The sequence below is a fragment of the Streptomyces sp. SID11385 genome (assembly GCF_010548245.1).
In the GTDB taxonomy this organism is placed as follows: domain Bacteria; phylum Actinomycetota; class Actinomycetes; order Streptomycetales; family Streptomycetaceae; genus Streptomyces.
Window position 1 is genome coordinate 1 of the sequence record NZ_JAAGLR010000876.1, and the last position, 25,065, is coordinate 25,065.

The following is a 25,065-nucleotide window of genomic DNA, read 5'->3' on the forward strand; positions in this document are numbered from 1 at the left end:
CGGGACCGGCGGCTGCCCGGCCTCGGCCCGGCGCCTGGCCCGGCCTCAGACCAGCGGCTGCTTGGCCTCCGCCCAGGCGTGCTGCACGGCCAGGTCCTCCTTGACCTCGGCGAGCTGGGTCGCGACGGCCGACGGGGCCGTGCCGCCGCGTCCGTCGCGGGCCGCGAGGGCGCCGGGGACGTTCAGGACCTCGCGGACCTCGGGGGTCAGGTGCGGGGAGATCTGCGCGAACTGCTCGTCGGTGAGCTGGTCCAGCTCGATGCCGTGCGCCTCGCACTCCTTGACGCACGCGCCCGCGACCTCGTGCGCGACGCGGAAGGGCACGCCGCGCTTGACGAGCCACTCGGCGATGTCCGTCGCGAGCGAGAAACCGGCCGGGGCCAGCTCCTCCAGGCGCTCGCGGTGCACGGTGAGCGTCGCGATCATGCCGGTGAAGGCGGGGAGAAGGACCTCCAGCTGGTCGCAGGAGTCGAAGACCGGCTCCTTGTCCTCCTGGAGGTCGCGGTTGTACGCGAGCGGGAGCGCCTTGAGCGTGGCGAGAAGCCCCGTCAGGTTGCCGATGAGGCGCCCCGACTTGCCGCGCGCCAGCTCCGCGATGTCCGGGTTCTTCTTCTGCGGCATGATCGACGAGCCGGTCGAGAAGGCGTCGTGGAGGGTCACGAAGGAGAACTCCTTCGTGTTCCACAGGATGATCTCCTCGGCGACGCGCGACAGGTTGACGCCGATCATCGCGGTCACGAAGGCGAACTCGGCGACGAAGTCGCGGGACGCGGTGCCGTCGATCGAGTTGGCGACCGAGCCGCGCTCGAAGCCCAGGTCGGCCGCGACGGCCTCCGGGTCGAGGCCCAGCGAGGAGCCCGCGAGCGCGCCGGAGCCGTACGGCGAGACGGCGGTGCGCTCGTCCCACTGCCGCAGCCGCTCCGCGTCCCGCGACAGGGGCTGGACGTGGGCGAGGACGTGGTGCGCGAAGAGGACGGGCTGCGCGTGCTGGAGGTGGGTACGGCCGGGCATGGCGACGTCCGGGTGCGCCTCGGCGAGGGCGACCAGGGCGTCCTGCAACTCGGCGATCAGCCCACCGATGATCCGCGCGTGATCGCGCAGGTACATGCGGAAGAGCGTGGCGATCTGGTCGTTGCGCGAGCGCCCCGCACGCAGCTTGCCGCCGAGGTCGGGGCCGACGCGCTCCAGCAGGCCGCGCTCCAGCGCGGTGTGCACGTCCTCGTCGGCGACCGTCCCGGTGAAGCTGCCGTCGGCGACGTCGGCGGCGAGCTGGTCCAGCCCCTCGTGCATACGGGTCAGCTCGTCCTCGCTGAGCAGACCGGCGGCACGCAGCACCCGGGCGTGGGCGCGCGAGCCCGCGATGTCGTACGGGGCGAGACGCCAGTCGAAGTGCACGGAGGCGGAGAGTTTCGCCAGGGCCTCGGCGGGGCCGTCGGCGAAGCGGCCGCCCCAGAGACGGACGTCACCGTTGTTGCTGCTCACTGCTGTGCTCCTCGCGCGGGCATGATCGGACTTCGTCTGCATGAGTATGCAGACTCATGCATGATTCGTCAATCAGCCCGCGTGGCGGTGCGCCTAGGCCCCGAGTTCGGCGGCGAGGACGCGGGTGTGCGCGTGGTCGAGGTCCTTCGTCGAGGTGAGCAGCGTGAGCGGACCCTTCGCCGCGAGGGTACGCAGCCGGGCGACGGCTTCCTCGCGGTCCGGGTCGGCGAGTTCGGCGCGGTAGCGGTCGGCGAACTCCTCGTACTTGGCGGGGTCGTGCCCGTACCACTTGCGCAGTTCGGTGCTCGGGGCGACGGATTTCAGCCACTCGTCGAAGTGCGCGCGGTCCTTGGAGAGCCCGCGCGGCCAGAGCCGGTCCACGAGGACGCGGTGTCCGTCCGCCGCCTCCGGAGGGTCGTAGGCGCGTCGTACCCGCACCTCGGTCGCCGTCTTGCGCACCATGCCGCGCTCCCTTCACTCCCGCACACCATGCTGGGGCACCTCCCGCCGTCCCGCGCGGTGAAAACCCCTGCCCCGGCGCGTGCGCGGGGTGAAGAATCGGACCATGGGAAAAACCTACGAACGCATCGACGGCCGTCTGCGCAGGTTCATCGAGGAACAGCCCGTGTTCTTCACGGCGACGGCCCCCCTCTCCGAGCAGGGCACGGTCAACCTCTCCCCCAAGGGTGTGCGCGGCTCGTTCGCCGTCCTCGACGCGCACACCGTCGCGTACCTCGACTTCGCGGGCAGCAACGCGGAGACGATCGCCCACCTGCGCGAGAACGGGCGCATCACGCTGATGTGGTGCGCTTTCCAGGGGCCGCCGAACATCGTGCGGGTCCACGGGCACGGCGAGGCGGTCTTCCGCGACGACCCGCGCTTCCCCGGCCTCGTGGAGCGCTTCGACGCCGTGGACCCGAGCTCGCACGGCCTGCGCGCCGTGATCGTCGTACGCGCCGGGCTGATCAGGGACACGTGCGGCTACGCGGTGCCCTTCATGGCCTACGAGGAGGACCGGGACCTGCACGCGCGGCGCTTCGCCCGCGAGGACGACGCCTCGCTCGACGCGTACTTCGGGAAGAAGGACCACGTCGCGAAGAGCATCGACGGACTGCCCGGCCTGCCGCTCCCGCTGCCGCCGACGCCCGCGCGTTGACACGGGAACGGGCCCGGTCCCCGCGGAGGGGCCGGACCCGTGGGCGCGTGGGCGCGGGGGCGGGTGGGCGCATGGGCGCCTCACGCGTGGCTCAGTACTGGGGGATTCCCGCGGGCGCCTTCGGGTCGGGGCCGTACATGTTGGCCTGCCGGTCGCCCTCCAGGAGGGTCAGGACGAACAGCCAGATGCCGCCGATGAACGGCACGAAGCTGATGAAGAACCAGCCGCCGGAACGCCCGGTGTCGTGCAGTCGGCGGCAGGTGAGGGCCAGCGACGGGACGATGACGGCGAGCGCGTACAGGCCGTACAGGACGAAGAGAACCTTCGAGACGGCGAGCCCGAGGACGAGCAGGATCAGCATCACGATGGCGTTGAACAGGAAGAACATCCAGTACTCGGCCCTGCGCGCGCGCCCGCTGAACTGGGCGTACTTCTTGAAGACGTCGGTGTAGTAGTGCATGTGCGGTGAACCCCCCGGGCCGTGTCGACCCCTGTGCGAGCGCGTGGCTGACACACGCGCGGTGAATGGTGAGCGGACGCGTCAGCGGTCGCCGGGTGCCACCGGGCCGGGGACGGGCCGGACGGCGGGCGATGACGGAGAAGCGTTCGACGCGGCGGAGTGGTTCGGCACGGCCACACGGTGGACACGCGCGACGGCACACGCCCGCGACGAGAAAAACGGAACCCCCGACACAGGTACGGACGCGTGACGCGTGCCGCACTTGTGCTGATCACGTAAGGGGAGAGTAAGGGGCCCGCACGAACGCGTCAAACAAACTTACGGAGATTCATCCGGGGCTCCGGGCGTCCTGTTGACGGGGGGCGCGAGGGCGGTGCGGGGCAGGGGCGGTGCGGAGGGGGTACGGGGAACGGAAGCCCGCCCCCTCACGGCCCCCGCCGCCCTCACGGCCCCACCACCCTTACGGTCCCCGCCACGCTGCCGTAGCCGCGCACCCCACCTACGTTCGCGGCATGAGACCCACGCCCCGCCGTCGCACCGTCCTCGCGCTCGCCCTGCTGACCGTCTCGCTCCTCGGCCCGTCGGCGGGTTCCGCCGCCGCCACGCCCCGTACCGTCGCACCCCCTACCGTCGCGCCTGGCGTCGAAGCGCCCCCGCTGCCCGCGCTCCTCGCCGATACCGGCGGCGCGCGCCAACTCCTCGTCGCCACCGCTCCCGACACCCGCGCCACGCGCGGCACGCTGACGTGGTGGGAGCGGCGCGCGGACGGCGAGTGGCGGGCGCGGGGCCGGGCCGCGGCCCGGTTCGGCGCGGGCGGGCTCGTCGAGGGCAGCCACCGCGAACAGGGCACGAACACGACCCCGACCGGCCTCTTCGGCCTCCCCTTCGCCTTCGGCAACGACCCCGCCCCGAAGGGCACCCACCTGCCGTACCGTCCCGTGACGCCGCGCTCGTGGTGGTGCGAGGACAACGCCTCGCGCGCGTACAACCGTTGGAGCGAGCCCCGCGCGGCCGACTGCCGCGCCGAGGAGTCCGAGCGCCTGGCCGACTACCCGGTCCAGTACGCGCACGCCTTCGTCACCGACTTCAACTACCGCCACCCCGTGCGCGGCCGCGGCGCCGGCATCTTCCTCCACGTCAACGGCAAGGGCGCGACGGCGGGTTGCGTCTCGGTCCCGGCCGCGACGATGCGCACGCTGCTGCGCTGGGTACGGCCGGGGGCGCGGCTCGTGGTGGGGACGGGGGGCGGGACGACGGCGGTGACGCGGTACTGAGGAACACCGAGAGGGCGAGGACGCGGAAGGGCGCGGGGGAAGCAGGGGGCGCGGGGGGGCGATCGGCTTGTCGTGCCCGCATCATGAGACGCGCTTGCGCGCATATGAGACGGAGCGGTTGCATTGGCAAATGCCGTCCCCCGCTCAGCCGTCCCCCACAGAGCCCTCCGAGCCCAGGGAGCCCACAGAGCCTCCGCAGCCCGTTGAGCCCGCACAGCTCTCGAAGCCCCCGGCCCCCGCACAGTCCGGGACCCCCGCACGCCCCCCGGCGCCCTCCCCCGCCGCCGACCGCGCCGCCAAGCTCGCCGTCACCGTCTTCCCCGCGCTCGTCCTGCTCGCGGGCGCGGCGGGGCTGTTCGCGCCGGGAACCTTCGACGGGTGGTCGGCGAACGTGCCGTACCTGCTCGGTGTGGTCATGTTCTGCATGGGCCTGACGATGACGCCGCTCGACTTCAAGGGCGTCGCGCGGCGGCCCTGGGCGGTGCTCATCGGGCTCGTGGCGCACTACGTGATCATGCCGGGGCTCGGCTGGCTGGTGGCCCATCTCCTCGGCCTGTCGCCGCAGTTGGCGGCCGGGGTGATCCTCGTCGGCTGCGCGCCGAGCGGGACGGCGTCGAACGTCGTGACCTTCCTCGCGCGCGGTGACGTCGCGCTCTCCGTCTCGGTCGCGACCGTGTCGACCGTGCTCGCGCCGCTCATCACGCCGCCGCTGACGCTCCTCCTCGCCGGCACGTACCTGCCCGTGGACGCGGGGGCCATGGTGGGCGACATCCTGAAGACGGTGCTGCTCCCCGTGCTCGGCGGGCTGCTCGTGCGGTTCGTCGCCGGGCGGATCGTGACGCGTGTCCTCGGCGTCATGCCGTGGCTCTCCTCGGTCGCGATCGCGGCGATCGTCGCGGCCGTCGTCGCGGCGAGCGCCGACAGCATCAAGTCCGCCGCGGCGACCGTGCTGCTCGCCGTCGTCCTGCACAACGGCCTGGGTCTCGCGCTCGGTTACGGAGCGGGCAAGCTCACCCGCCTCGGCCCGCCCGCGAGCCGCGCCATGGCCTTCGAGGTCGGCATGCAGAACTCCGGGCTCGCCGCCTCCCTCGCGACGGCCCACTTCAGCCCGCTCGCCGCCCTGCCCGCCGCCGTCTTCTCGGTCTGGCACAACATCTCGGGCGCGCTCGTCGCCGCCGTCATGGCCCACCGCTCGCGCCGCGCGGAGCGCGTGCCCACGGCAACGACCGCGCCGGAGCCCACTCCCTGAGCCCCCTCACCGCACCAGCAGCAACCCGCAGCTGTACGCCCGCCCGTGCCCGATCCCCCGGGTCAGCGCGGCGACGAAGGCGACCGGGTCGGTGACGGTCAACCGGCCCTTGACCTCGGTCCTGCCCAGCTTGAGCCCTCGGTGCGCGGTATTGCTCGTGGCCTTGGGCAACAGCCGCACCGCGAGCCGCCCGGGGTCCGCGTCCGCCCCGATCCGTACGACCCCGTCGGGCGCGACGGCCGGTTCCTCGGCCGGCTGGAGCCTGCGCGCGAACCAGTCGCGCGCGTGCTCGGGGGTCGTGTGCGAGACCCGTTTGCCGCGCGCGGTCGGCGCGTCGGAAGGGGACTTCCGGCTGCGCACCGCGTTGACGACCGTACGGAAGACGAGTTCGTCGCCCGCCCGGTAGCGCGCGTCGACCGTGCGAACCTCGGGCCGCTCGGCGAGCGCGGCACGCGGAATACGATCCCAGTCGGCGGGAACGCCGGACTGCACGACGAGATGGAGCCGTGCCTCCTTGAGGTTGAGGCTCCAGGTCGAAAGCACATTCATCTGGGAGCGCGCGTCCGGGCTGCCGTCATCGACCCACCCGGGAAACCCGCTCATCACCGTCCGGTGCATGTCCTGGGCGTCGGCGAGGGACTTGGCGGTGAAGGGATGACGGGCGTCGAAGGTGAGCAGACTGTGCGTCGCCACGAAGCGGGCGGCGGGCGCGGAGATCGTCGTCACGGGATGAGGTCCTCCCATTCGCCGTGCAGGCGGTCGAGGTGAATACGGTGCCGGACTTCCCAGCGGAGGCCGTGGTCGGGGCCGTCGGCGCGGTAGTGACGCGGTTGGTCACGCAACTGCGTCGCCCCTGCGACGGGCAGGCGCGACTCGACCCAGGCGAGGCGGTACGGGACGGGGCCGCGCCCCTCGCCGGGGGCGGCGGGCCGGGCGGGGGGTCCGGGGAGGAGTGGGGTGCTCGCGAAGAGGCGTTCGAGGGTGCCGTCCACGATGCCGAGGGCCAGTTGCCCCGAGGGCGGGCACGATTTGCGTCCCAGCCACAGGAGCCGCCGCGGGTGCTCGAGGGCGTGGGCGACCCGGTCGAGCAGGTCGCTGTCCGGGCTCTCCAGCCCGGCGAGGAACGTGGCGTCGGCGAGGTACCAGCGCTCGGTGAGCAGCGTGTTGCGGCGCGGCTCCTCGGAGACGAGGGTGCCGGAGACCGGGTCCGCGGCGATCTTCTTGGGCGCTCCGTACCAGTGGTCGACCTCGTGGTGCCCGAACTGTCCCTCGGGCACCGGCTCCAGGGGAGGCAGGGCCTCGGCGGCCTTCGCCCGGCGATGGTCGGTGAGCAGGTCGCGGGGGCGCAGCGGGAATCTCCCGCCGCCGGCGGTGTGGTAGTCACGTTTCGGCACCCCCGGGTGATCGGCGCGCACCCCGAAGCGCACTGCGGCGAGTTCGCCCAGCGGCTCTTCGTGCGCGATGCCGAGCGCGGCGGCGCACAGTCCGAGTACCCCGGACTTGGTCGGCCGGGCGTGGGTGTCGCGCACGCCGAAGCGGCTGCCGGAGCCCCAGGACTGGAGCGGTGCCGCGAGCCGTACGAAGAGGACGTGCGTCACCGGACGGCGCTCTCGGCCGGTTTCGCGGGCCCCGGGAGGCTCGCGGAGACCGCTTCGACCACGGTCCCGGGGGTCAGTTCCGGAAGGGTCAGCGCCTCCGTCAGGCCCTCGACGGCCGTGCTCCTCACCAGTTGGTCGATGAGGGGGTCGAAGGTGAGGACACGAGCGGCACGGAGGTCAGGGCGGCGCGCGCTCACAAAGGAGTGATGCTCCAGCAGGCGCTTGACGGCTGCGGGGCCCGCCGGGCCGTCCCCGCCGGGTCCCTCGTCGATCGCGGTCTGGAAGGCGGCGGCATAGTTGTACGGCCGTTCGCCCTCGAAGGCAAGGACGAGGGAGGGCAGGGAGCCCGTGGACGCGGTCGAGTTCTTCTTGGCCTCGGGAAACGCCTCGACGAAGGCGTTGACGAATTCGAGTTCGGCCGCGCACGCGGTCGGTTCGACTTGCTCGGCGGGCATTCCAGCACCTCGCAGATTGCGGCGCAATTGCACGCGGTCGAGGACCGCGTGCCGGTAGAAGGTGCCGGAAATGAGGGACTGATAACCGGTCATCCCGGCCCCGGCGTCGTCGGCCGCGTCGAGGAAACTGACGGCGTTGCGCTTCCGGTCGAGTTTCGCGTCGTCCGCGGCAGCATAGAAATCGTCGGTCTGCTCGGATTCGTGAACGGTGAAAGCGTGAGCGCTCTGCACCGCACCATCTACGTTCGGGGAATCGGCGATCTCGGCGAGGAAGCGGCCGTAAAGCGCGATGTCGACGGCATCGCGGGGCGCGAGGGCGGCGAGAACGGCGTTCTTGGTGGCGGTGGGCAGCGCGGGAAGCTTGTCGGAGACCGGAGCCTCAGCCTCTTCGGCGGCCTTCTTGCCGCGCACGCTCTTCTTCTTCGCAGCGGCGGCCTGCGCGTCGGCGTAGGCCTTGCCCCACTCGCGCAGCGCCTCCGCGTTTTCCTCGATGTGCGCGGCGATCCGTTCGTCCGTATCGGAGTGGGCGAAGACAAGCACCTTCGTCCGGTTGGCCACGGTCGGCTTGTCAGGAGCGCCGAATTTGAGCCCGACGGCTTCGAGTACGGATCGCGTGAGCTGTACGGCTTCCTCGCCGTCCCAGCCGTGCGACCGTTCCAATTGCCGCCCGGCGAGCAGGGCCCACTCCCGCGTCCGCACCCCGGTCGCCTGCCCGGCGAGGGAGCCCTGACCGCTGTTGGCGCGGTTGCGGGCGTGAATGCGTTCAGCCCGCCGCCTGGCCTGACTTGTGATCATGTGCCTCTCGACGCCGCCGTACACCAGGGATTTCGGCATTCCATTCTCGTCCCGGACGGGCAGAACGGCGACGAGGGTTTCCAGCAGGTGCAGCGAAAGGAATTGCCGCAGGGGCTGGTGCGAAGAAGAAGATTCCACGTACGTGTCACTTTCCGCGTCGTTGATCGGGCGCGTAGAAATCAACGGACCAGTTGTAGGCGACCCGGGCACTGCGGTCCTCCCACTTCACCAGATCCTCGATGAGCTGGTCCCAGCGTGGCGGGGCTTTGTCGAGTGACCGCAGGCGCGTCACAACATGCTGCAAGTGCCGCCACGGCACCCGTCGGCTTGCCACCACCCGTGACACGAGCCGTACGGCGCCGGGGTTGGCCGGGCCCCACTCCTTGCCCGTGCCGATCCTTCGCGCGGCTCCCCCGAGGCTGTCGAATCCGTAGGAGGGAACGGACCGGCCCTGGTGGTAGACGGCGAAGAGAAACGAGGCCCGCTCGAAGAGTTCGCGGTGCTTCTCGCCACCGAACCACCCGGCCCGGATCTGCGCGTTCGTGGGCTCTCCGGCGCGGCGCAGTTCGGCCAGGGTTCCGTTCTCGTGGCTCCGTACGAGTTGCGTGAGCCAGGCAATGAGGGCAGCGCTGTCGTGGGGGAGTTCGGCGGTCCCGTACTCGGCAGCTCCTTGTTCTCCGAGCGCCTCAGTACGCTCCGGCATCTCCACGCACCCCTTCCCCTCGAAGCTCTACCGGGGCGTCGTCATGTGTCATTCTTCGCAAGAACAGATCCAATGCCTTGATCTTCGCCTCCGTCACGAGATCCCGCGCGGGAAGGGAATCAAATTTCCCGTCGAGCAACACATGTGCGGTCTTGCGCATTTCAGCGGCATAACCGAGGAGAAGGCCATCAGGATTCGAGCCATGAGCGGCCGTTTCCTGGAGCAGGTCGTTGAAGCGTTCCTCGGCGGATTGCCAGAAGTCCGTGCGGGCGTCGAAGCGGGCGAGCAGCCTGTCCTTGTCGTTCGGGTTCGGCCTGGGGTAGACGGTGTCGAAAGCGACCCAGGCGGCCAGTCCGAGCACGCGGGCGAGATATTCGGCGATGTCCGAGCCGCGCCGGGAGGCCAGGTACAACTGCTGTTCCATACCGGGCGCGTAGGGATAGCAGCCTTCCGACCAGGCGACCGGGAGCGACTTCTTCGCCACCATGCCGACCGCCCATAGCTGGTACGGGACCTCGAATCCGAGTCGTTCGTAAGGGAGTTGACCCAAGCGGTACCAGAAGCCGGACTGGGCGGTGCACACGGCGCCGTACAGGGCGTGCGCGTCGCGCCAAACGGCCCGGGTGGGCGAGGCGGCGAGCCAGGTGAGTACCCCGTTCGCCTTGACGTAGGGGACGGCGTCCTCGAAGTGGAGGTCGGGGTCGAGGGTGAGCAGTTCCCCGGACCCGATGATCACGCGGTCCACGACGATCTCGCCGTCCGGCCCCCACGCGGGGCGCAGCAGTACGCTGCGGCCGAGGTAACTGTGCAGGTCGGCGGGCCCCTCGGGGGTGCGCCCGCTGGGTCTCCGTGTGAACTCCCGTCGCTCGGTTTTCGGGCCCCACGTGGTGTTGAGCCTGCCGCCGGAGCCGCGTACGGGGTAGAGATTGAGCCGCAAGGTCTCGGCGACCGATTCGCCGAGCGCGACGACCCTTACGCGGCTTTGGAGACGGCCGCCGATGAGGTTGGTGAGCGCGGCACCGTGGTCGTTGTCGGAGATGCGAGCACGCCCTGGCAGCCCGAACTGGTGTTGCGTCAGCATGGCGCGGAACGCCTCGGCGGCGGGGAGCGGTTCCTCGTTCTCCAGATGGCGGTGATCCATCAACTGGGCATAATCGCCAGCTTGTTCAATGACGAGTTGAGCCGGCCCCACTCCGCACCGGTCCAGGTCCTCGCGCAGGAAATCGGCCTGCCCGAGCGGCTGCTGCGGGTCGAAGAGGTTCCACTCCGTGTCGGGCCGCTTGCGCAACCACGCGGCGACCGGGGCGAGATCTCGCTTTCCGCGCACCCATTTCCGCCACTCGGCGTCGTTCCGGGGGAACACTCCTGCGGCGAAGCAGATCGCCAGCAGGTACTCGATCACCGCGACGGTCTCACCGGGCGTGGTCCCATCGAAGGCGCTCAGCTGCTCAGCGCGCTCGAACACGGCACTCAGGGGAAGGTGTTCCTGCTCGCCGTCTTCGGTCACGACCCGCACGCACGACTGCTCGCGCGGGTCCCACCGGGTGGGGCGAGCGGGCAGGGTCAACTCATCGGACAAAGACGGAACCCGTTCCCTGGGGAAGCAACTACGACGCCCCGAACATCACTTGGCGCGACAGGAGGAATACTATAAGTCAGCGTGCAGGTGAGTGGGCAAACTGCGCAGCTGCACCACCGGCAGCAAGTGAGCTCCCTCCCTCGGCCGAGGGAGGGAGCTGTCCCCGCAGTGGCGGGGGGAAACCTGCGTGATACGACCGCCGCCAAGGACGGGCCATCCCCGCGCAGGCGGGCATGAAGCTCCAGTTTGACGACACCGGATAGATCACGCCAATGACAGCGTAATCGATTCGGCATGGCTGGGTACTTTGAGACTTGCCGCACTGCGGCCTGGAGGGCTCGGACTTGTCGGCCTCACCCTGGCTAGAGGATGAGACCGACGCGGCCCCTCGGGGTTGTCCCCGGCAACTATTGAGTGCCGGGGACAACTACACCCGCGAGCGCGTGCAGGGCTTCGACAACCACGGACTCGGCTGTCAAAACCGCAACGCGCACGATTACCTCCCTTCTCCTGTTCCAGAGCCGCCGGAGTAGCCTGCGGAGCTTTCCGCGCAGACGTTGAGGCATGGCCGCTCCTTTCGGGAGGCGGCCGCGAGACGCGGTGACGCCCCACAGGCACTCCACCCCAGGAGGCCGCGCTTGAGAGCGTGGCACCACGGGGGTGGCGAGAAGTTCGCTCATTTGAAGGCACACACACCTCACCCGTTTTCCCCGTGTACCTGGCGTGACCACGGGAGGCGCGTACCCCGTTGACACAACGGCCGCTATGGAGTTCGTCAAACTCGACAGCGGCCGCGGCATCACGGACCACTCGGAACTACAACCGCCCCCTCCGCCCCATCAGAATCGTCAGCGCCCGCAGTGCCGCGCGGCGGCAGTCCTCGTTCCGCGTAGTGGCCGCGATGAGAGCGACAGCGGCAACCGTGCAGGGGTGGATGAAGCGTGCGTAGGCGCTCACCACCACGGCGGTGGAGACGGCGGAGTTCGTAGCGACTTCCATGATTACGGGCAGAGCCGACATGGGGAGCCTCCTTGGGATCTTCCCGGCGACCGTCGCCGGATGTGGACGAGCCAAGCGGCTCGGAGACGTGCCACATGAACTGCCGGAAACGGTTCGAAACCATTTCTTCGCAGGTCAGAGGGCCCTCAAAAAAATTCGAGAAATCTGGACGCGCGCCTCTCGAGGCCGGGAGGAGACCGTGTTGCCGCAGGATCGGGAGAAGCGCGAGCAGTTGGCGAGCATGCTGAAGGCGCTGGGCGACGCCTCGGGGAGAAGCGCTCGTGGACTGGCGGCCGAGGTGCACGCTCGCGCGGAGGACAGTGGTTCCGGCTCCGTCTCCGATACGCGCGGCAAAGTGAAGTCGCTCGCGACGGCGCTCGGCAGATGGTTCGCCGCCAAGTCCGTCCCTCAGGACACTCCTCTCACCCGGCAGGCCCTCTCCGTCCTGCTGGAGCTGGCCGGCCCCGGAGGCGTCTCCGAGGAAGCGTTGCGCACCGCCCTGACCGAGGCGCGCGAGGAAGCGGCCAGGACAAAGGGCGGCAAGGGCACCGGCCGGCCCCGCCTCCTGGACCACGCGCCCTCGGCCGCCGACGTACCGGAGGAACTGACCGACGCCCCCGAGCACCGGGCGCTGCGGAACCGGCTGCTCGCTCTGTTCAGGGGGCGGAACTCCGGCTATGTGTACGTGCTGGGTGGTCTGGGCAGCGGGAAGACAAGCCTGCTCACCGCGATCGTGCGCGCCACCCCGCGAGGGATGGACGTGGCGGGCTTCTTCCCCTCGTACGCGGGAGGTTTCCCAGACACGGGCAGCTTCGTCGACATCGTGGGGCGTCAGCTCCCCCTTGACGACACGCGTCTGCGCCCGGCCGACACCGCCACCTTCCGTCCCGCTCTGCTCAAGGCGGTCGAGCAGAGCAAGAAGCAGGGGCGGGCCCTCCTCCTCGTCATCGACGGCATCGACCTGAACTCCGCCTGGGCCCGCTCCGGCGCCGGCCGCCCCAGCGTCGTCGGGCTGCTCCCCCGGCGTCCCCCGGCCGGCCTGTACGTGGTGGTCGCCGGGCGCCGTACCGCGCTCCCCGCCGACGTACCGGCCACGCATCCGCTGCGCGACCCCGCGAGCTGGTGGACCATGCCACCCCGCCCCGGCTACGAAGCCGAGCCCGCTCCCGCCCTGGACGCGATGGCGCGGTTGCGCCCCGGTTCGAGCGCCCAGCTGGTCGCCGATGTCCTCGCCACCGTCGAGATGCCCCTCTCCGCTCCCGACCTGGCCGAGTTGACCGGCCTGCCCGGCGAGGAGGTCGAGCGCGTGGTCAGCGGTCCCGAGGGGCACTTCCTCATGCTCGACGGGCACCGCCACGACGGGTACGTACTGGCGCACCCACAGCTGCCGGCTCGCCTACGGGAGGCGGCGGGCGAAGCAGGGGCCGTCTTCGCACGCAGGGCCGTCACCTCCTCGGTGGACCGCTGGCGGAAGCGGGTGTGGCCCCCGGAGACGCCCGGCTTCCTCCTGGAGCCCGCCGCCCGGCTCACCGAGAAGCCTGCCGAAATCGTCCGGCTCACGCTCGACCCCTGGCGCCAGGCGGCACTCCTGGAACGCCGAGGCGCCACCACCGCGCTCACCCAACTCGACGCCCTTCCGCCGCACGAGGTCGAGGCGAGCGTGGAAACCCTGGGGCTGGCCACCGCCTCGTACGCGCTCCTGCGCTGCCGCCTCGGTGACGGCGCCTCACCGGAGGCGCTGCGCGCGCTCGTGGCCGTCGGGGAGACCGAACGCGCCGCGCAGTGGGCGCGGGCGACCGTGGATCTCGTGGACGGAGCGGCGCTGTGCCTCGTCGTGGCCACGGAACTCGCCCGCTCCGGGCAGCCGGGTGGCGAGGACCTGGCCGCCGAGGCGGGTGCCCGAACCGCCCAGGCGCTGCGCGACGGCTCCCTCGACGCGAGCAGTGACGAGCGGGTCGAGGCCCTGACCGCACGGGCACTGGAGTTCCTGGCTGCATCCGCCCTGGAGGCCCCCTCGCCATCCGCCCGCAGGCTGCTCGCCCAGATCCTCTCCAGCGACGCGGTGGGCGCCGGGGCGCGGGAGCGCGCCGCCGCCGACGCGTTCGGGGACCTGGGAGTCGACGCGGTCCATCAGCAGGCCGCCCGCCTGGCCTGCGGGGGCCACGAGGAGCGGTGCAGGGCAGTGGGCCTGTGGGCCGCGCTGGCACAAGCGGAGGCGACCGGAGGCGACTTCGGGACACGGAAACGACGCGCGCCGGAATTCCGCGGGTACATCATCGCGCTGTGCGAGGAACAGCTCGACCTGCGCGCGGAAGGGCGCGCCGACACCCTTCCCACGGTCGATCTGCTGAGCCTCGGGGCGCGGGTGCTCAGTGGAGGCGCCGGAATGAAGGCGCGGAGGGCGAGCGAATTCCTGGACAGGGCGCATGAGTTGCTGTTGAGCGCGCTGCGCGGGCCGGGCACCCTGAACAAGGCCGACCGGGGGTACCTGAGCTTGGAGGTACGGGAGACCATCACGCGTCACTACCAAGCGCTCGAAGCGGTCCACCCCGACCGCCCCCTCGCGGACGCGGGGGAGATCTTCCGACGCTTCGCGCTCCACGACAGCATCCTCGGCCGCGCCGCCCTCAGCGCTCCGGGCAGGGTACGGGCCGAAACGGAAACAGCGATCATGAAGCGGCGGCTTGACGCCGAGAAGGGCGACAGGAAGTCCCGGCGTGAGTACGTCCCGGGGGTCGAGCGGAAGCGCACTCCGTCGCCAACGTCCCGTCCCCGCCCGCTCGGTGAGCGCGCACCCGTCGAAGCGGAGGCTGGAACGGGGACGTTCGACGATGTCCACGAAGCCCTCTCCGCCGGGCTCGTCGAGCACGCGCGCGCCCTCCTGGAGAAAGCACTGCCCCCGGACGCGCTCCACGCCGAGAGGCTGACCGCCGTGTACCAGCGGCTGCCTGGGCTGGCCTCGGCACTCGTACGGGAAGGGCAAGGCGCATTGGCCGCTCGCCTGGCGGTACTCCCGCCCTCGGCCCTGTCACGCGTGCCGCTGCTCTCCGCCGCTTCCGTCGCGCACGCGCGGGCCGGGGACCGCGAGCCGGCCGCCGCGCTGGCGCGGCAGGCAGCGGGGTGCGCCAAGGAAGCGGGAGGAGCGCCGGGCGCCTCGATCATGCTCGACGTGGTGCGGGCCCTCGCCTGTGCGGGGCTCGACGAGGAGGCGGGGAAAGCCGAGGACGTTGCCCGGAAGCAGGCTCAGGAGCTGCCTGCCGAACTGAGTCTCATCCGGCAGCGCGGCCCGCTCCTGCGCGCCGAAGGGCTCGCGCTCACGCGGCCCGAAGCCGCGGCGGAGTTCGTGGAGGGCCACGTCGCGGCCGTACTCGGGCAACTGCACCCGCTGCCGGATCTCGCGGAGCTTCTTCTCCTGTTGCCCGATCCCCACTCCCCCGGTCCGAAGCTGCGGGAGGCGCTGCGTGCCAAGGGTGCGATGCGGCCGGGACTCGCGCGCGACCCGGGAAGCGCGACGGTACGGGCACTGCTCGGGCGCCTGGACCGGGACCTCGTGCCGGGCGCGGGGCGAGGCGCGCCCGCCACCGATCTCGGCGTCGGTCCGGTCGCGCGCGCCCTGCTCGCGGTGGCGGAAGGGAAGTCCGTCGCGGCGGTCATCGCGGCGGTGAGGGAGGAGCGGCCGGGACGCCGTACGAGGCCGGAGCGCAGCGCCGAGGCCCTTGCGGCCGCCGCTCGTTGTCTCGGCGGGGTGCCGACGCCGCTGCCGCTGAAGGTGACACCGCAGCGAGGCCATGGCGAGCAGAAGCCGGAGGAGACGGGGCGGCTGGTCTCCCTCGTGTACCGGCTGGGGAAGGTGGCCAATGCGGGAGGCGCGGTCTCGCTGCTGCGGCTGCTCCTGGAGGAAGGCCCCGCGGACACGGCTCTCGGGCTGCTCCCCGATGTGTTGCCCGGCACCGCGCCCGCGCTCGCGGAACTCCACTTCGCGGTCCTCGCGTCCCCGCGGCCGCCTCGGCTCAGCCCACCCGCGCCGGCCCCCACGGCGCCGCCCCCTCCCCCGTTGCCCATGCCTCCAGTTCCACCCCGTCGACCAGGCGGATGCCGCATGCCTCGGCGTAGTCCTCGGCGGGGGCCGTGAAGGTGCTCGTCGTGACCAGCACCGCGAGCTGGGCTCCGTGGACCGTCCAGCAGGTGCCGCCGAAGCGTTGGAGGTCCTGGGAGCCGGTTTTGTGGGTGGGGGCGTAGCGCTTGCACTGGATGACGACGCGGCGGCCGTCGGGGGCCGTGGCCAGGACGTCGGCGCCGAGGTCGCCGGCGCCGCCCACCACCTCGACGTCCTCGCAGCCGTCGCGGCGGCACAGGTCCGCCACCGCCTCCTCGAAGGCGTCCGGGGTGAGGTCGAGTGACGGTTCGGGCAGGGGGAGGGTGCGGCCGTCCTGCGGGCCGGCCGGGGGCAGCACCACCGTGGGCTCGGCCGCGAGCGATTCCGCGTCGGCCTCCGCCATGCCCGCCCGGGCCGCGCGGCGCAGTTCGCGGGCGCGTGGCATGCCCCGTACCAGGGCGTAGAGGAGGGGGAGGGAGAGGACGGTCAGGAGCGCGGCGGGCAGAGGGTGGTTGCCCGCCCAGTGGGCGAGGCGGAGGAAGAGGAGGGCCACCGCTCCGAGGAGGGCGGCGGCCAGGCCCAGTGTCAGGAGGGTCGCGCGTGTGCGTACCCGCGCCTGCTGTCCGCCGTATGCCATGAAACCCGCCCCTTGTCACGCGTCCGTTGTGACGGTCGTGTGCCCACCGGGGCGGGTTTCATGATCATGTAGCCGGAAGCCGGACGCCGGCAACCGGAAGCCGGGCGCCCGCTCAGCCCACCCGTGCCGCCAGCCGCAGCAGGTGGTCCGCCAGTTGCTGGCCGCCCGCCGGGTCGCGGCTGATCAGGAGCAGCGTGTCGTCGCCCGCGATCGTGCCGAGGATGTCGTGGAGTTCGGCCTGGTCGATCGCCGAGGCGAGGAACTGGGCGGCGCCCGGCGGGGTGCGCAGGACGACGAGGTTGGCGCTGGCCTCGGCGGAGATGAGCAGTTCCGAGGAGAGCCTGCGCATCCGCTCCTCCTTGGCGGACTCGCCGAGCGGGGCGCGCGGGGTGCGGAAGCCGCCCTCGCTCGGTACCGCGTAGATGAGGTCGCCGTCGTTGTTGCGGATCTTCACCGCGTTGAGTTCGTCCAGGTCCCGGGAGAGCGTGGCCTGGGTGACGGTGAGTCCGTCGTCGGCGAGCAGTTTCGCCAGCATGCTCTGGGAGCGCACCGGTTGCCGGTTGAGGATGTCCACGATCCTGCGGTGCCGCGCGGTGCGCGTCTGCGGCACCGCGGGCCCGGCCTGCTCGTTGTCCTGCGCCTGACTCGCCTGACTCATCGTCGTCGTCCCACTCTCATCGGCCCGCGTGCGTCCCTTCTCCCGCCGCCGCGTCCAGCACCCCAGGGAGCGCGGCCAGGAAGGCGTCCGCCTCGGCCTCGCCGAGGTTCAGCGGCGGCATGAGCCGTACGACGTCGGGGGCCGGGGCGTTGACAAGGAGTCCGGCGTCCTGGGCGGCCTGCTGCACCTGGGGGGCGCGCGGCTCGGTGAGCACGATACCCAGCAGCAGCCCGGCACCGCGGACGTGGCCGACGAGGGGGTGCCCGAGTTGCTCGATTCCCTCGCGCAGCCGCTCCCCGGTGCGCTTGGCGCGGTCGAGGAGGTGCTCGTTCTCGATGGTGTCGAGTACGGCGAGCCCGGCGGCGCAGGCGACGGGGTTGCCCGCGAAGGTCGAGCCGTGGCGGCCCGGCGTGAGGAGGTCGCCCGTCTCGCCGAAGGCGAGGACCGCGCCGAGCGGGAGGCCGCCGCCGAGGGCCTTGGCGAGGGTGACGACGTCGGGGTCGATGCCCTCCTCGGCCTGGTACGCGTACCAGTGGCCCGTCCGCCCGATGCCGGTCTGCACCTCGTCGAGGACGAGGAGAGTGCCGGTGGCGCGGGTGATCTCGCGGGCGGCGCGCAGGTAGCCGACGGGCGGGACGACGGCGCCGTTCTCGCCCTGGACGGGCTCGATGATGACGAAGGCGGTCTCCTCGGTGACGGCCGCGCGCAGGGCCTCGGTGTCCCCGTACGGGACGAAGGTGACGTCGCCGGGGAGCGGGGCGAAGCCGTCCTGCTTGCCGGGTTGGCCGGTGAGCGAGAGGGCGCCCATGGTGCGGCCGTGGAAGCCGCCCGTGGTGGAGACCATGTGGCGGCGCCCGGTGAGGCGGCCGATCTTGAAGGCGGCCTCGTTGGCCTCGGCGCCGGAGTTGCAGAACAGGACGCGGGCGGGGCGGCCCGCGTATCCGACGAGGCGTTCGGCGAGGGCGACGGTCGGTTCGGCCATGAAGAGGTTGGAGATGTGGCCGAGCCGGGCGATCTGGGTGGACACCGCCTCGACGATCGCCGGGTGCGCGTGCCCGAGCGCGTTGACGGCGATGCCGCCGACGAAGTCGAGGTAGGCGCGGCCCTCGGTGTCGTACACGGTGCTGCCCTCGCCGCGTGCGAGTTCCAGGCGGGGCGTGCCGTAGTTGTTCATCAGGGTGTGCTGCCAGCGCCCGGTGAGGGGATGCGGCTGCTCGGTGGCGGTCACGGGTTCTGCCTTTCCGTGGCGGGCTCGGCGGCGGCCGGGGCGGCGGCCCGCGGGTCGTCGTCCACGACCATGGTGCCGATGCCCTCGTCGGTGAAGATCTCCAGGAGGATGGAGTGCTGGACGCGGCCGTCGATGACGCGGGCGGTGCGGACGCCGTTGCGGACGGCGTGCAGGCAGCCCTCCATCTTCGGGACCATGCCGCTCGCCAGCTCGGGCAGCAGCTTCTCCAGCTGGTTCGCGGTGAGGCGGCTGATGACCTCGTCGCTGTGCGGCCAGTCCTCGTACAGGCCCTCGACGTCGGTGAGGACCATGAGCGTCTCGGCGCCGAGGGCGGCGGCGAGCGCGGCGGCGGCGGTGTCGGCGTTGACGTTGTAGACGTGGTCGTCGTCGGCGCTGCGGGCGATCGAGGAGACGACGGGGATACGGCCGTCGTCGAGCAGCGTCTCGATGGCGCCCGTGTCGATCGCGGTGATCTCGCCGACGCGCCCGATGTCGACCAGCTCGCCCTCGATGCGGGGGAAGTGCTTGGTCGCGGTGATGGTGTGCGCGTCCTCGCCGGTGAGGCCGATGGCGAGCGGGCCGTGCTGGTTGAGCAGGCCGACCAGTTCGCGCTGGACCTGTCCGGCGAGCACCATCCGGACGACGTCCATCGCCTCGGGCGTCGTGACGCGCAGGCCCGCGCGGAACTCGCTGACCAGGCCCTCCTTGTCGAGCTGGGCGTTGATCTGCGGGCCGCCGCCGTGCACGACGACGGGGCGCAGCCCGGCGTGCCGCAGGAAGACGACGTCCTGCGCGAAGGCGGCCTTCAGCTCCTCGTCGACCATGGCGTTGCCGCCGAACTTGATGACGACGGTCTTGCCCTGGTGGCGGGTGATCCAGGGCAGCGCCTCGATGAGGATCTGCGCCTTGGGGAGGGCGGTGTGCTTGCGGGTCGCTCCGGAGGCGGGCTTGGTCTCGTCGCTCATGACGGGTTTGGTCTCGTCGCTGCTCATGAGGAGTACGCGCTGTTCTCGTGGACGTAGTCGGCGGTGAGGTCGTTGGTCCAGATCTCGGCCGAGGCGTCGCCCGCGGCGAGGTCGGCGGTGATGACGACCTCGCGGTAGCGCATGTCGACGAGGGTGCGGTCCTCGCCGACGGAGCCGTTCTTGCAGACCCAGACGCCGTTGATGGCGACGTTGAGGCGGTCGGGCTCGAAGGCGGCGTCGGTGGTGCCGATCGCGGAGAGCACGCGGCCCCAGTTGGGGTCCTCGCCGTGCACGGCGCACTTGAGGAGGTTGTTGCGGGCGATGACGCGGCCCACCGTGACGGCCTCGTCCTCGTTCGCCGCGTTCACGACCTCGATGCGGATGTCCTTGCTCGCGCCCTCGGCGTCGCCGATGAGCTGGCGGGCGAGGTCGGCGCAGACCTCCCGTACCGCCGCGGTGAACTCGTCCTCGGCGGGCGTCGTGCCGCTCGCGCCGGAGGCGAGGAGGAGCACGGTGTCGTTGGTGGACATGCAGCCGTCGGAGTCGACGCGGTCGAAGGTGACGCGGGTCGCGGCGCGCAGGGCGCGGTCGAGCGCCGGGCTGTCGAGGTCGGCGTCGGTGGTGAGGACGACGAGCATCGTGGCGAGCCCCGGGGCGAGCATGCCCGCGCCCTTGGCCATGCCGCCGACGCTCCAGCCGTCCCGCTGGGCGACGGACGTCTTGTGGACGGTGTCGGTGGTCTTGATGGCGAGGGCGGCCTTCTCGCCGCCGTGCTCGCTGAGCGCGGCGACGGCGGTGTCCACGCCGGGGAGCAGCTTGTCCATGGGCAGCAGTTCGCCGATGAGGCCCGTCGAGGCGATGGCGATCTCGCCGGCGTTGTGGCCGAGGACTCCGGCGGCGCGCTCGGCGGTCGCGTGGGTGTCCTGGAAGCCCTGCGGGCCCGTACAGGCGTTGGCGCCGCCGGAGTTAAGGACGACGGCGGAGACCTGGCCGCCCTTGAGGACCTGCTCGGACCACAGGACGGGGGCGGCCTTGACGCGGTTGGACGTGAAGACCCCGGCGGCGGCGAGGCGCGGCCCCTGGTTGACGACGAGGGCGAGGTCGGGCTGTCCCGACGACTTGATCCCGGCGGCGATGCCCGCCGCCGTGAATCCCTGGGGTGCGGTGACGCTCACGGTGTCTCAGGTCTCCTTGGGCTTGTGCCGCGCCGCGGTGCGGAGGGCGGCGCGCAGCCGGTTCGTCAGAAGGGTGATCAGGGGGGCACCGGGGTCGTGCGGGTTCCGGTGCGCGGGTCGGGTACGGCTCATGGCGCGATCCCGGCGGCGGGCAGGCCCGTGGTCTCGGGGAGGCCGAGGGCGAGGTTCATGCTCTGGATCGCGCCGCCCGCGGTGCCCTTGGCGAGGTTGTCGATCGCGGCGAGCACGAGGACGCGCCCGGCGGCGGGGTCGTGGGCGACCTGGAGCTGGACGTGGTTGGAGCCGAGTACGGCGCCGGTGTTCGGCCACTGGCCCTCGGGCAGCAGGTGCACGTACGGCTCGTCGGCGTACGCCTTCTCGTACGTGTCGCGCAGCCGGGCCGCGTCGACGCCCGGCTTCGCCTTGGCGCTGCACGTGGCGAGGATGCCGCGCGGCATGGGGGCGAGGGTGGGGGTGAAGGAGACGGTGACGCGGTGGCCCGCGGCGGCGCTGAGGTTCTGGATCATCTCGGGGGTGTGCCGGTGGCCGCCGCCGACGCCGTACGGGGACATCGCGCCCATGACCTCGCTGCCGAGCAGGTGCGGCTTGGCCGCCTTGCCCGCGCCGGAGGTGCCCGAGGCGGCGACGATCACGGCGTCGTCCTCGACGATCCCGGCCGCGTAGGCGGGGACGAGGGCGAGCGAGACGGCGGTCGGGTAGCAGCCGGGGACGGCGATGCGGCGCGTGCCCGCGAGCGCGGCGCGGGCGCCGGGCAGCTCGGGGAGGCCGTAGGGCCAGGTGCCGGCGTGGGGGGTGCCGTAGAAGGTCTCCCAGTCGCCGGCGTCCTGGAGCCGGAAGTCGGCGCCCATGTCGATGACGAGGACGTCGTCGCCGAGCTGCTCGGCGACGGCGGCGGACTGACCGTGCGGGAGGCCGAGGAAAACGACGTCGTGCCCGGCGAGGCTCTCGGCGCTCGTCGCTTCGAGCACACGGTCGGCGAGCGGCGCGAGGTGCGGCTGGAGCGCGCCGAGGCGCTGCCCGGCATTGGAGTTCGCCGTGACCGCGCCGATCTCCACCCCGGGGTGGGCGAGAAGCAGCCGCAGCACCTCTCCGCCCGCGTATCCACTGGCTCCGGCGACTGCCGCGCGTACCGTCATGAGGACCTCCTACCTGAGAGCATGACTATACATTCACATGCGAAAGTATGCAATGCGCGAGTGGTCGGGCAGCGGACGCGCGGGCCTCGATCGCTCCCGGAATCGGCGGGGACTCCGGAGGGTGCGACATGGCGGACGCGGAGGCCGCTGAAAAGGGATGGCTCGCGCCCGCCCGCCTCCCTACGCTCGCTCGCATGAGCGAAATGGACCCGCAGATCGCGGCCGAGTACGCGGAACTCGCCGCCCTGGAGGAAGCGTCGGCAGGTGGGGAGCCGCTGCCCGAGGGCGAGTACCTCCCCCCTCCACCCGGCGGCTGGTTCCCCTGCCCGTGCTGCGGCCACCAGACCTTCGGCGCGCAGGGCGAGTACGAGATCTGCGAGGTGTGCGCCTGGGAGGACGACATCTCCCAGCTCCGGGATCCGTGGAGCGGCTTCGGCGCCAACCACTTCTCCCTGGTCGAAGCGCAGGAGAACTACCGCAGGAACGGCGTCGTGGAGCCGCACATGGCGCGCCACGTGCGCCCGCCACGGCCGGACGAACCGCTCGACCCCGACTGGCGGCCCATCGACCCGGACCGCGACTCCTTCGAGTCGGAGGGCAGCGCCACGTGGCCCGAGGACCTGTCCGTCCTGTACTGGTGGCGGCCCACGTTCTGGCGGCGTGAGGAACCCGTACGACGGCCGGACCAGAACTGACGCGGGACGAGCGCCGGCGCGTCGAGGCCCCCGAACCGGGGCGGCGGACGAGCACGTACGGCGCGCGGGAACGGCCGCCCCGTAAACCACGTGCCGCCCGCCGCCCTCCGCGTTACCCTCGACCTCATGCACGTCACCGGCCCCCGCACCACCGCGACCGCGCGAGCGCCCCGCTCCCCGGTCGCCGCCGCCTGACGTACTCCCGTTCACTCCCACCGGCGACCGGAACACGGTCCCCGGTGGTTCTTCGCGTTCGCGCGCGACGTGCGGCTCCCGCGGTCCGTGGTTCCGGCGCCCGTACCGCGAAGGACACCGCCGTGACGAAGCTCACCACCGACGAGATCAGCCGCCGCTTCACCGAGTTCTACGAGGATCGCGGGCACGCCCGGATCACCGGTTCCACGCTGCTGCCGCCGCCCGGCGACGACTCCGTGCTCTTCACCACCTCGGGGATGCATCCGCTCACCCCGTACCTCGAAGGCCGTCCGCACCCGCTCGGGCGGCGGCTCGTGAACGTGCAGCGCTGCCTGCGCACGACGGACCTGGAGGAGGTCGGGGACCCGACCCACCTCACCGTCTTCGAGATGCTCGGCACGTGGTCGCTCGGCGACTACGAGGGGCCGCGCAGCCTGGAGTGGGGGTACGGGCTCCTCACGGAAGGGCTCGGGATCGCTCCGCACCTCCTGCACACCACCGTCTTCGGCGGCGACGAGCAGGTGGGGCCGGACCTCGCCTCGCTGGAGGTGTGGGAGCGGCTCGGCGTGCCCGTCGAGCGGACCGTGGCGGACAACTGGTGGTCGAACGGGCCGACCGGTCCCTGCGGTCCGGACTCGGAGATCTTCCTGTGGACCGGGGACGCGCCGCCCGAGTCCACGCCGACGGGTGACGAGCGCTGGGTCGAGGTGTGGAACCACGTCATGATGCGCCACCGCCGCCTCGCCGACGGCTCCCTCGTCCCGCTCCCCCAGCGCAACGTCGATACGGGGCTCGGGCTCGAACGGCTCGCCTCGCTGCTCCAGGGGGAACGCTCGGTCTTCCACGGTGACGTCTTCGAGCCGTGGCGGCGGCTGCTTCCGCCGCTGTGGGGGCTCGACGAGATCTCGCTGCGGCTCGTGAGCGACCACCTGCGCTCGGCCGTCGTCGTCCTCGGCGACGGCGTGCGGCCCGCCGCCACGGGGCGCGGGTACGTGCTGCGGCGCCTCGTGCGGCGGGCCCTGACGACGCTGTGGCGGGCCGATTCCTCATACGGCTTCGGGGAGTTGCCCCGCGAGCTGGTGACGGGGACGCTCGGCCACTTCGGGCAGGGCGGCGAGGACCCGGAGACGGTACGCCGGGTGCTCGGGACACTCGCCGAGGAGGAGCGCCGCTTCCGCTCCCTGCTGGACCGGGGCCGTCGTGTGCTGGCCGCCCCGCGCTTCCGGGGCCCGCTCTCCGACGAGGACCTGCACTACCTCCACGACACGCACGGCCTGCCGCGCGACCTCGTCGAGAGCCTGCGCGGCGAAGGGGCCTGAGCGCGCTCGCCGGTCACGCGCGTACCGCCCCCGTCAGCACTCGCGCGCGTACTCGACCTGGGCCAGCGGTCGTCCGTCGCCGAAGTCGTACGGTCGCTCGGCCCCGGTCGGGGCGTAGCCGCTCTTCTCGTAGAAGCGGCGCGAGCGCGGCGTCTCGCGCAGCGTCCAGAGGTGGACGCGGGAGTGCCCGGCGGCGCGGAGCCGGTCGAGGGTACGGGTCATGAGCGCCCCCGCCACGCCGCTCCCCCAGCCGTCCGGATGCCCGTAGAAGCCGAACACCTCGGCCCAGCCGGGGCGTTCGGGCGAGGGGCCGGACCAGGAGAGGGCGAGGGGGCGGCCCTCGACGCGGGCGAGGAGGATCGCGCCCTCTCCGTTCGCGATCCTGGCGTGCCAGCGGGTGCGGCGGTCGCGTACCCCGGCGGCGGCGAACTCCGGCGCGAAGAAGGGCGCGTACGCGGCTTCCCACCCCGCCGCGTGCACCTCGCCGAGCGCGGCTCCGTCGACGGGCCGGGCGAGCTGGATGTCGATCATGGGGGCAGGGTAGCGGCGAGCGGCGGCTGCGGGGAGCGTTCGCGGCACCCCGGCCCGGGGACGGTAGGGTCCGCGCATGATCGTCTGGCTGGGCGGGACGTACGGGGCCGGGAAGACCACGACCGCGCGGGAGTTGGCGGCTCTGCTGCCGGGCGCGCGCGTCTTCGACACCGAGGAGGTCGGGGGGGCTCCTGCGGGGGATTCTGCGGGACGAGTGGCCCGGGAACTTCCAGCACTGGCCCATGTGGCGGGGGCTCGTCGTGGAAACCGCGCGGCAGGTGCTCGGCTACGCGGGCGGGACGCTCGTGGTCCCGCAGACGGTGCTCAGCGAGGAGTACTGGGACGAGATCGAGACCGGGTTCGGGGCAGCGGGGATTCCCGTACGGCACTTCGTGCTGCACGCCGACGAGGCGACGCTGCGCGCGCGGATCGGGGGCGACGAGGCGCCGGAGAGCGCGTCGGCGGGGCCGTGGCGGCTCGCGCATCTGGACGAGTACGCGCGGGCGGTGGAGTGGCTGCGCGACCGGGCGACCGTGATCGACACGGCGTCCCTCACGCCCGCCGGGGTCGCGGCCCGCATCGCCCGTACCGTCACGGCCTGACCGCGCACGCCTGGAGCCGCCCGCCTGGCGCGCCCGGCCTGACCGCACCTCGCCTCC

Annotated in this window: 22 protein-coding genes; 7 read left to right on the forward strand and 15 right to left on the reverse strand. The window is 72.1% G+C overall.

The features are described from left to right. Positions 1-45 precede the first annotated feature (45 nt). Positions 46-1,482, reverse strand: coding sequence for an argininosuccinate lyase (gene argH, locus G3I42_RS26595; RefSeq protein ID WP_164290056.1), 1,437 nt, complete (start codon positions 1,480-1,482; stop codon positions 46-48). A 93-nt stretch (positions 1,483-1,575) separates the two neighbouring features. Then, the gene (locus G3I42_RS26600) at positions 1,576-1,944 is read right to left on the reverse strand and encodes a DUF488 family protein (protein WP_164290058.1); all 369 of its coding nucleotides are present in this window, start codon (positions 1,942-1,944) and stop codon (positions 1,576-1,578) included. A gap of 103 nt (positions 1,945-2,047) precedes the next feature. Between G3I42_RS26600 and G3I42_RS26605 the strand changes: the two genes are divergently transcribed. Continuing rightward, positions 2,048-2,638, forward strand: coding sequence for a pyridoxamine 5'-phosphate oxidase family protein (locus G3I42_RS26605; RefSeq protein ID WP_164290060.1), 591 nt, complete (start codon positions 2,048-2,050; stop codon positions 2,636-2,638). A gap of 91 nt (positions 2,639-2,729) precedes the next feature. Here the strand turns inward: G3I42_RS26605 and G3I42_RS26610 are convergent, their stop codons facing one another. Beyond that, a complete protein-coding gene (locus G3I42_RS26610; RefSeq protein WP_164290062.1) occupies positions 2,730-3,098 on the reverse strand; it encodes a DUF805 domain-containing protein in 369 nt (122 codons plus the stop codon). 512 nt (positions 3,099-3,610) lie between these two features. Between G3I42_RS26610 and G3I42_RS26615 the strand changes: the two genes are divergently transcribed. Continuing rightward, positions 3,611-4,372, forward strand: a complete 762-nt coding sequence (locus G3I42_RS26615) for a L,D-transpeptidase family protein (protein WP_164290064.1) — start codon at positions 3,611-3,613, stop codon at positions 4,370-4,372. Positions 4,373-4,502: 130 nt separating this feature from the next. Continuing rightward, a complete protein-coding gene (locus G3I42_RS26620; protein WP_239096693.1) occupies positions 4,503-5,621 on the forward strand; it encodes a bile acid:sodium symporter family protein in 1,119 nt (372 codons plus the stop codon). Positions 5,622-5,627: 6 nt separating this feature from the next. On the opposite strand, the gene cas6e is transcribed toward G3I42_RS26620, so the two are convergent. Genes cas6e through G3I42_RS26645 form a run of 5 tightly spaced genes read right to left on the reverse strand, consistent with a single transcriptional unit; the run spans position 5,628 to position 10,688 of the window. Further along, positions 5,628-6,347, reverse strand: a complete 720-nt coding sequence (gene cas6e / locus G3I42_RS26625) for a type I-E CRISPR-associated protein Cas6/Cse3/CasE (protein WP_343244673.1) — start codon at positions 6,345-6,347, stop codon at positions 5,628-5,630. After that, positions 6,344-7,219 (reverse strand): type I-E CRISPR-associated protein Cas5/CasD, encoded by an 876-nt coding sequence (gene cas5e, locus G3I42_RS26630; RefSeq protein WP_164290068.1) that lies wholly within the window; start codon positions 7,217-7,219, stop codon positions 6,344-6,346. The genes cas6e and cas5e overlap by 4 nt, the downstream gene beginning before the upstream one ends. After that, on the reverse strand, positions 7,216-8,652 hold the full coding sequence (locus tag G3I42_RS26635) for a type I-E CRISPR-associated protein Cas7/Cse4/CasC (RefSeq protein ID WP_239096694.1): 1,437 nt from the start codon (positions 8,650-8,652) through the stop codon (positions 7,216-7,218). The genes cas5e and G3I42_RS26635 overlap by 4 nt, the downstream gene beginning before the upstream one ends. After that, on the reverse strand, positions 8,615-9,172 hold the full coding sequence (casB, locus tag G3I42_RS26640; RefSeq protein WP_164290070.1) for a type I-E CRISPR-associated protein Cse2/CasB: 558 nt from the start codon (positions 9,170-9,172) through the stop codon (positions 8,615-8,617). The genes G3I42_RS26635 and casB overlap by 38 nt, the downstream gene beginning before the upstream one ends. Further along, the gene (locus G3I42_RS26645; RefSeq protein WP_343244674.1) at positions 9,156-10,688 is read right to left on the reverse strand and encodes a type I-E CRISPR-associated protein Cse1/CasA; all 1,533 of its coding nucleotides are present in this window, start codon (positions 10,686-10,688) and stop codon (positions 9,156-9,158) included. The genes casB and G3I42_RS26645 overlap by 17 nt, the downstream gene beginning before the upstream one ends. Positions 10,689-11,952: 1,264 nt before the next feature. Here G3I42_RS26645 and G3I42_RS26650 point away from each other — a divergent pair. Next, on the forward strand, positions 11,953-15,882 hold the full coding sequence (locus G3I42_RS26650) for a hypothetical protein (protein ID WP_164290074.1): 3,930 nt from the start codon (positions 11,953-11,955) through the stop codon (positions 15,880-15,882). A 713-nt stretch (positions 15,883-16,595) separates the two neighbouring features. Here G3I42_RS26650 and G3I42_RS26655 read toward each other — a convergent pair. From G3I42_RS26655 to argC, 6 genes are read right to left on the reverse strand one after another with little or no spacing between them, the layout of a single operon-like run. Then, positions 16,596-17,141 (reverse strand): arginine repressor, encoded by a 546-nt coding sequence (locus G3I42_RS26655; RefSeq protein ID WP_164290076.1) that lies wholly within the window; start codon positions 17,139-17,141, stop codon positions 16,596-16,598. Between the two features lie 16 nt (positions 17,142-17,157). Then, on the reverse strand, positions 17,158-18,369 hold the full coding sequence (locus tag G3I42_RS26660; protein WP_164290078.1) for an acetylornithine transaminase: 1,212 nt from the start codon (positions 18,367-18,369) through the stop codon (positions 17,158-17,160). Next, the gene (argB, locus tag G3I42_RS26665; RefSeq protein ID WP_164290094.1) at positions 18,366-19,334 is read right to left on the reverse strand and encodes an acetylglutamate kinase; all 969 of its coding nucleotides are present in this window, start codon (positions 19,332-19,334) and stop codon (positions 18,366-18,368) included. Before argB ends, G3I42_RS26660 begins: the two co-directional genes overlap by 4 nt. Positions 19,335-19,357: 23 nt before the next feature. After that, positions 19,358-20,509 carry a bifunctional glutamate N-acetyltransferase/amino-acid acetyltransferase ArgJ gene (argJ, locus tag G3I42_RS26670; RefSeq protein ID WP_164290080.1) on the reverse strand — a complete coding sequence of 384 codons (1,152 nt, stop codon included), beginning with the start codon at positions 20,507-20,509 and terminating at the stop codon, positions 19,358-19,360. A gap of 6 nt (positions 20,510-20,515) precedes the next feature. After that, positions 20,516-20,641 carry a hypothetical protein gene (locus tag G3I42_RS38305; protein ID WP_275405301.1) on the reverse strand — a complete coding sequence of 42 codons (126 nt, stop codon included), beginning with the start codon at positions 20,639-20,641 and terminating at the stop codon, positions 20,516-20,518. Further along, a complete protein-coding gene (gene argC / locus G3I42_RS26675; RefSeq protein WP_164290082.1) occupies positions 20,638-21,666 on the reverse strand; it encodes an N-acetyl-gamma-glutamyl-phosphate reductase in 1,029 nt (342 codons plus the stop codon). The genes G3I42_RS38305 and argC overlap by 4 nt, the downstream gene beginning before the upstream one ends. Before the next feature lie 194 nt (positions 21,667-21,860). Here argC and G3I42_RS26680 point away from each other — a divergent pair, with 194 nt between their 5' ends. After that, positions 21,861-22,361, forward strand: a complete 501-nt coding sequence (locus G3I42_RS26680; RefSeq protein ID WP_164290084.1) for a CPCC family cysteine-rich protein — start codon at positions 21,861-21,863, stop codon at positions 22,359-22,361. Between the two features lie 317 nt (positions 22,362-22,678). Next, positions 22,679-23,875: an alanine--tRNA ligase-related protein gene (locus G3I42_RS26685; RefSeq protein WP_164290086.1), complete on the forward strand. Its 1,197-nt coding sequence runs from the start codon at positions 22,679-22,681 to the stop codon at positions 23,873-23,875. Between the two features lie 33 nt (positions 23,876-23,908). Here the strand turns inward: G3I42_RS26685 and G3I42_RS26690 are convergent, their stop codons facing one another. Further along, positions 23,909-24,406 (reverse strand): GNAT family N-acetyltransferase, encoded by a 498-nt coding sequence (locus G3I42_RS26690; protein ID WP_164290088.1) that lies wholly within the window; start codon positions 24,404-24,406, stop codon positions 23,909-23,911. Positions 24,407-24,648: 242 nt separating this feature from the next. Between G3I42_RS26690 and G3I42_RS26695 the strand changes: the two genes are divergently transcribed. Then, positions 24,649-25,008 carry an ATP-binding protein gene (locus tag G3I42_RS26695; protein ID WP_239096695.1) on the forward strand — a complete coding sequence of 120 codons (360 nt, stop codon included), beginning with the start codon at positions 24,649-24,651 and terminating at the stop codon, positions 25,006-25,008. Positions 25,009-25,065 lie beyond the last annotated feature (57 nt).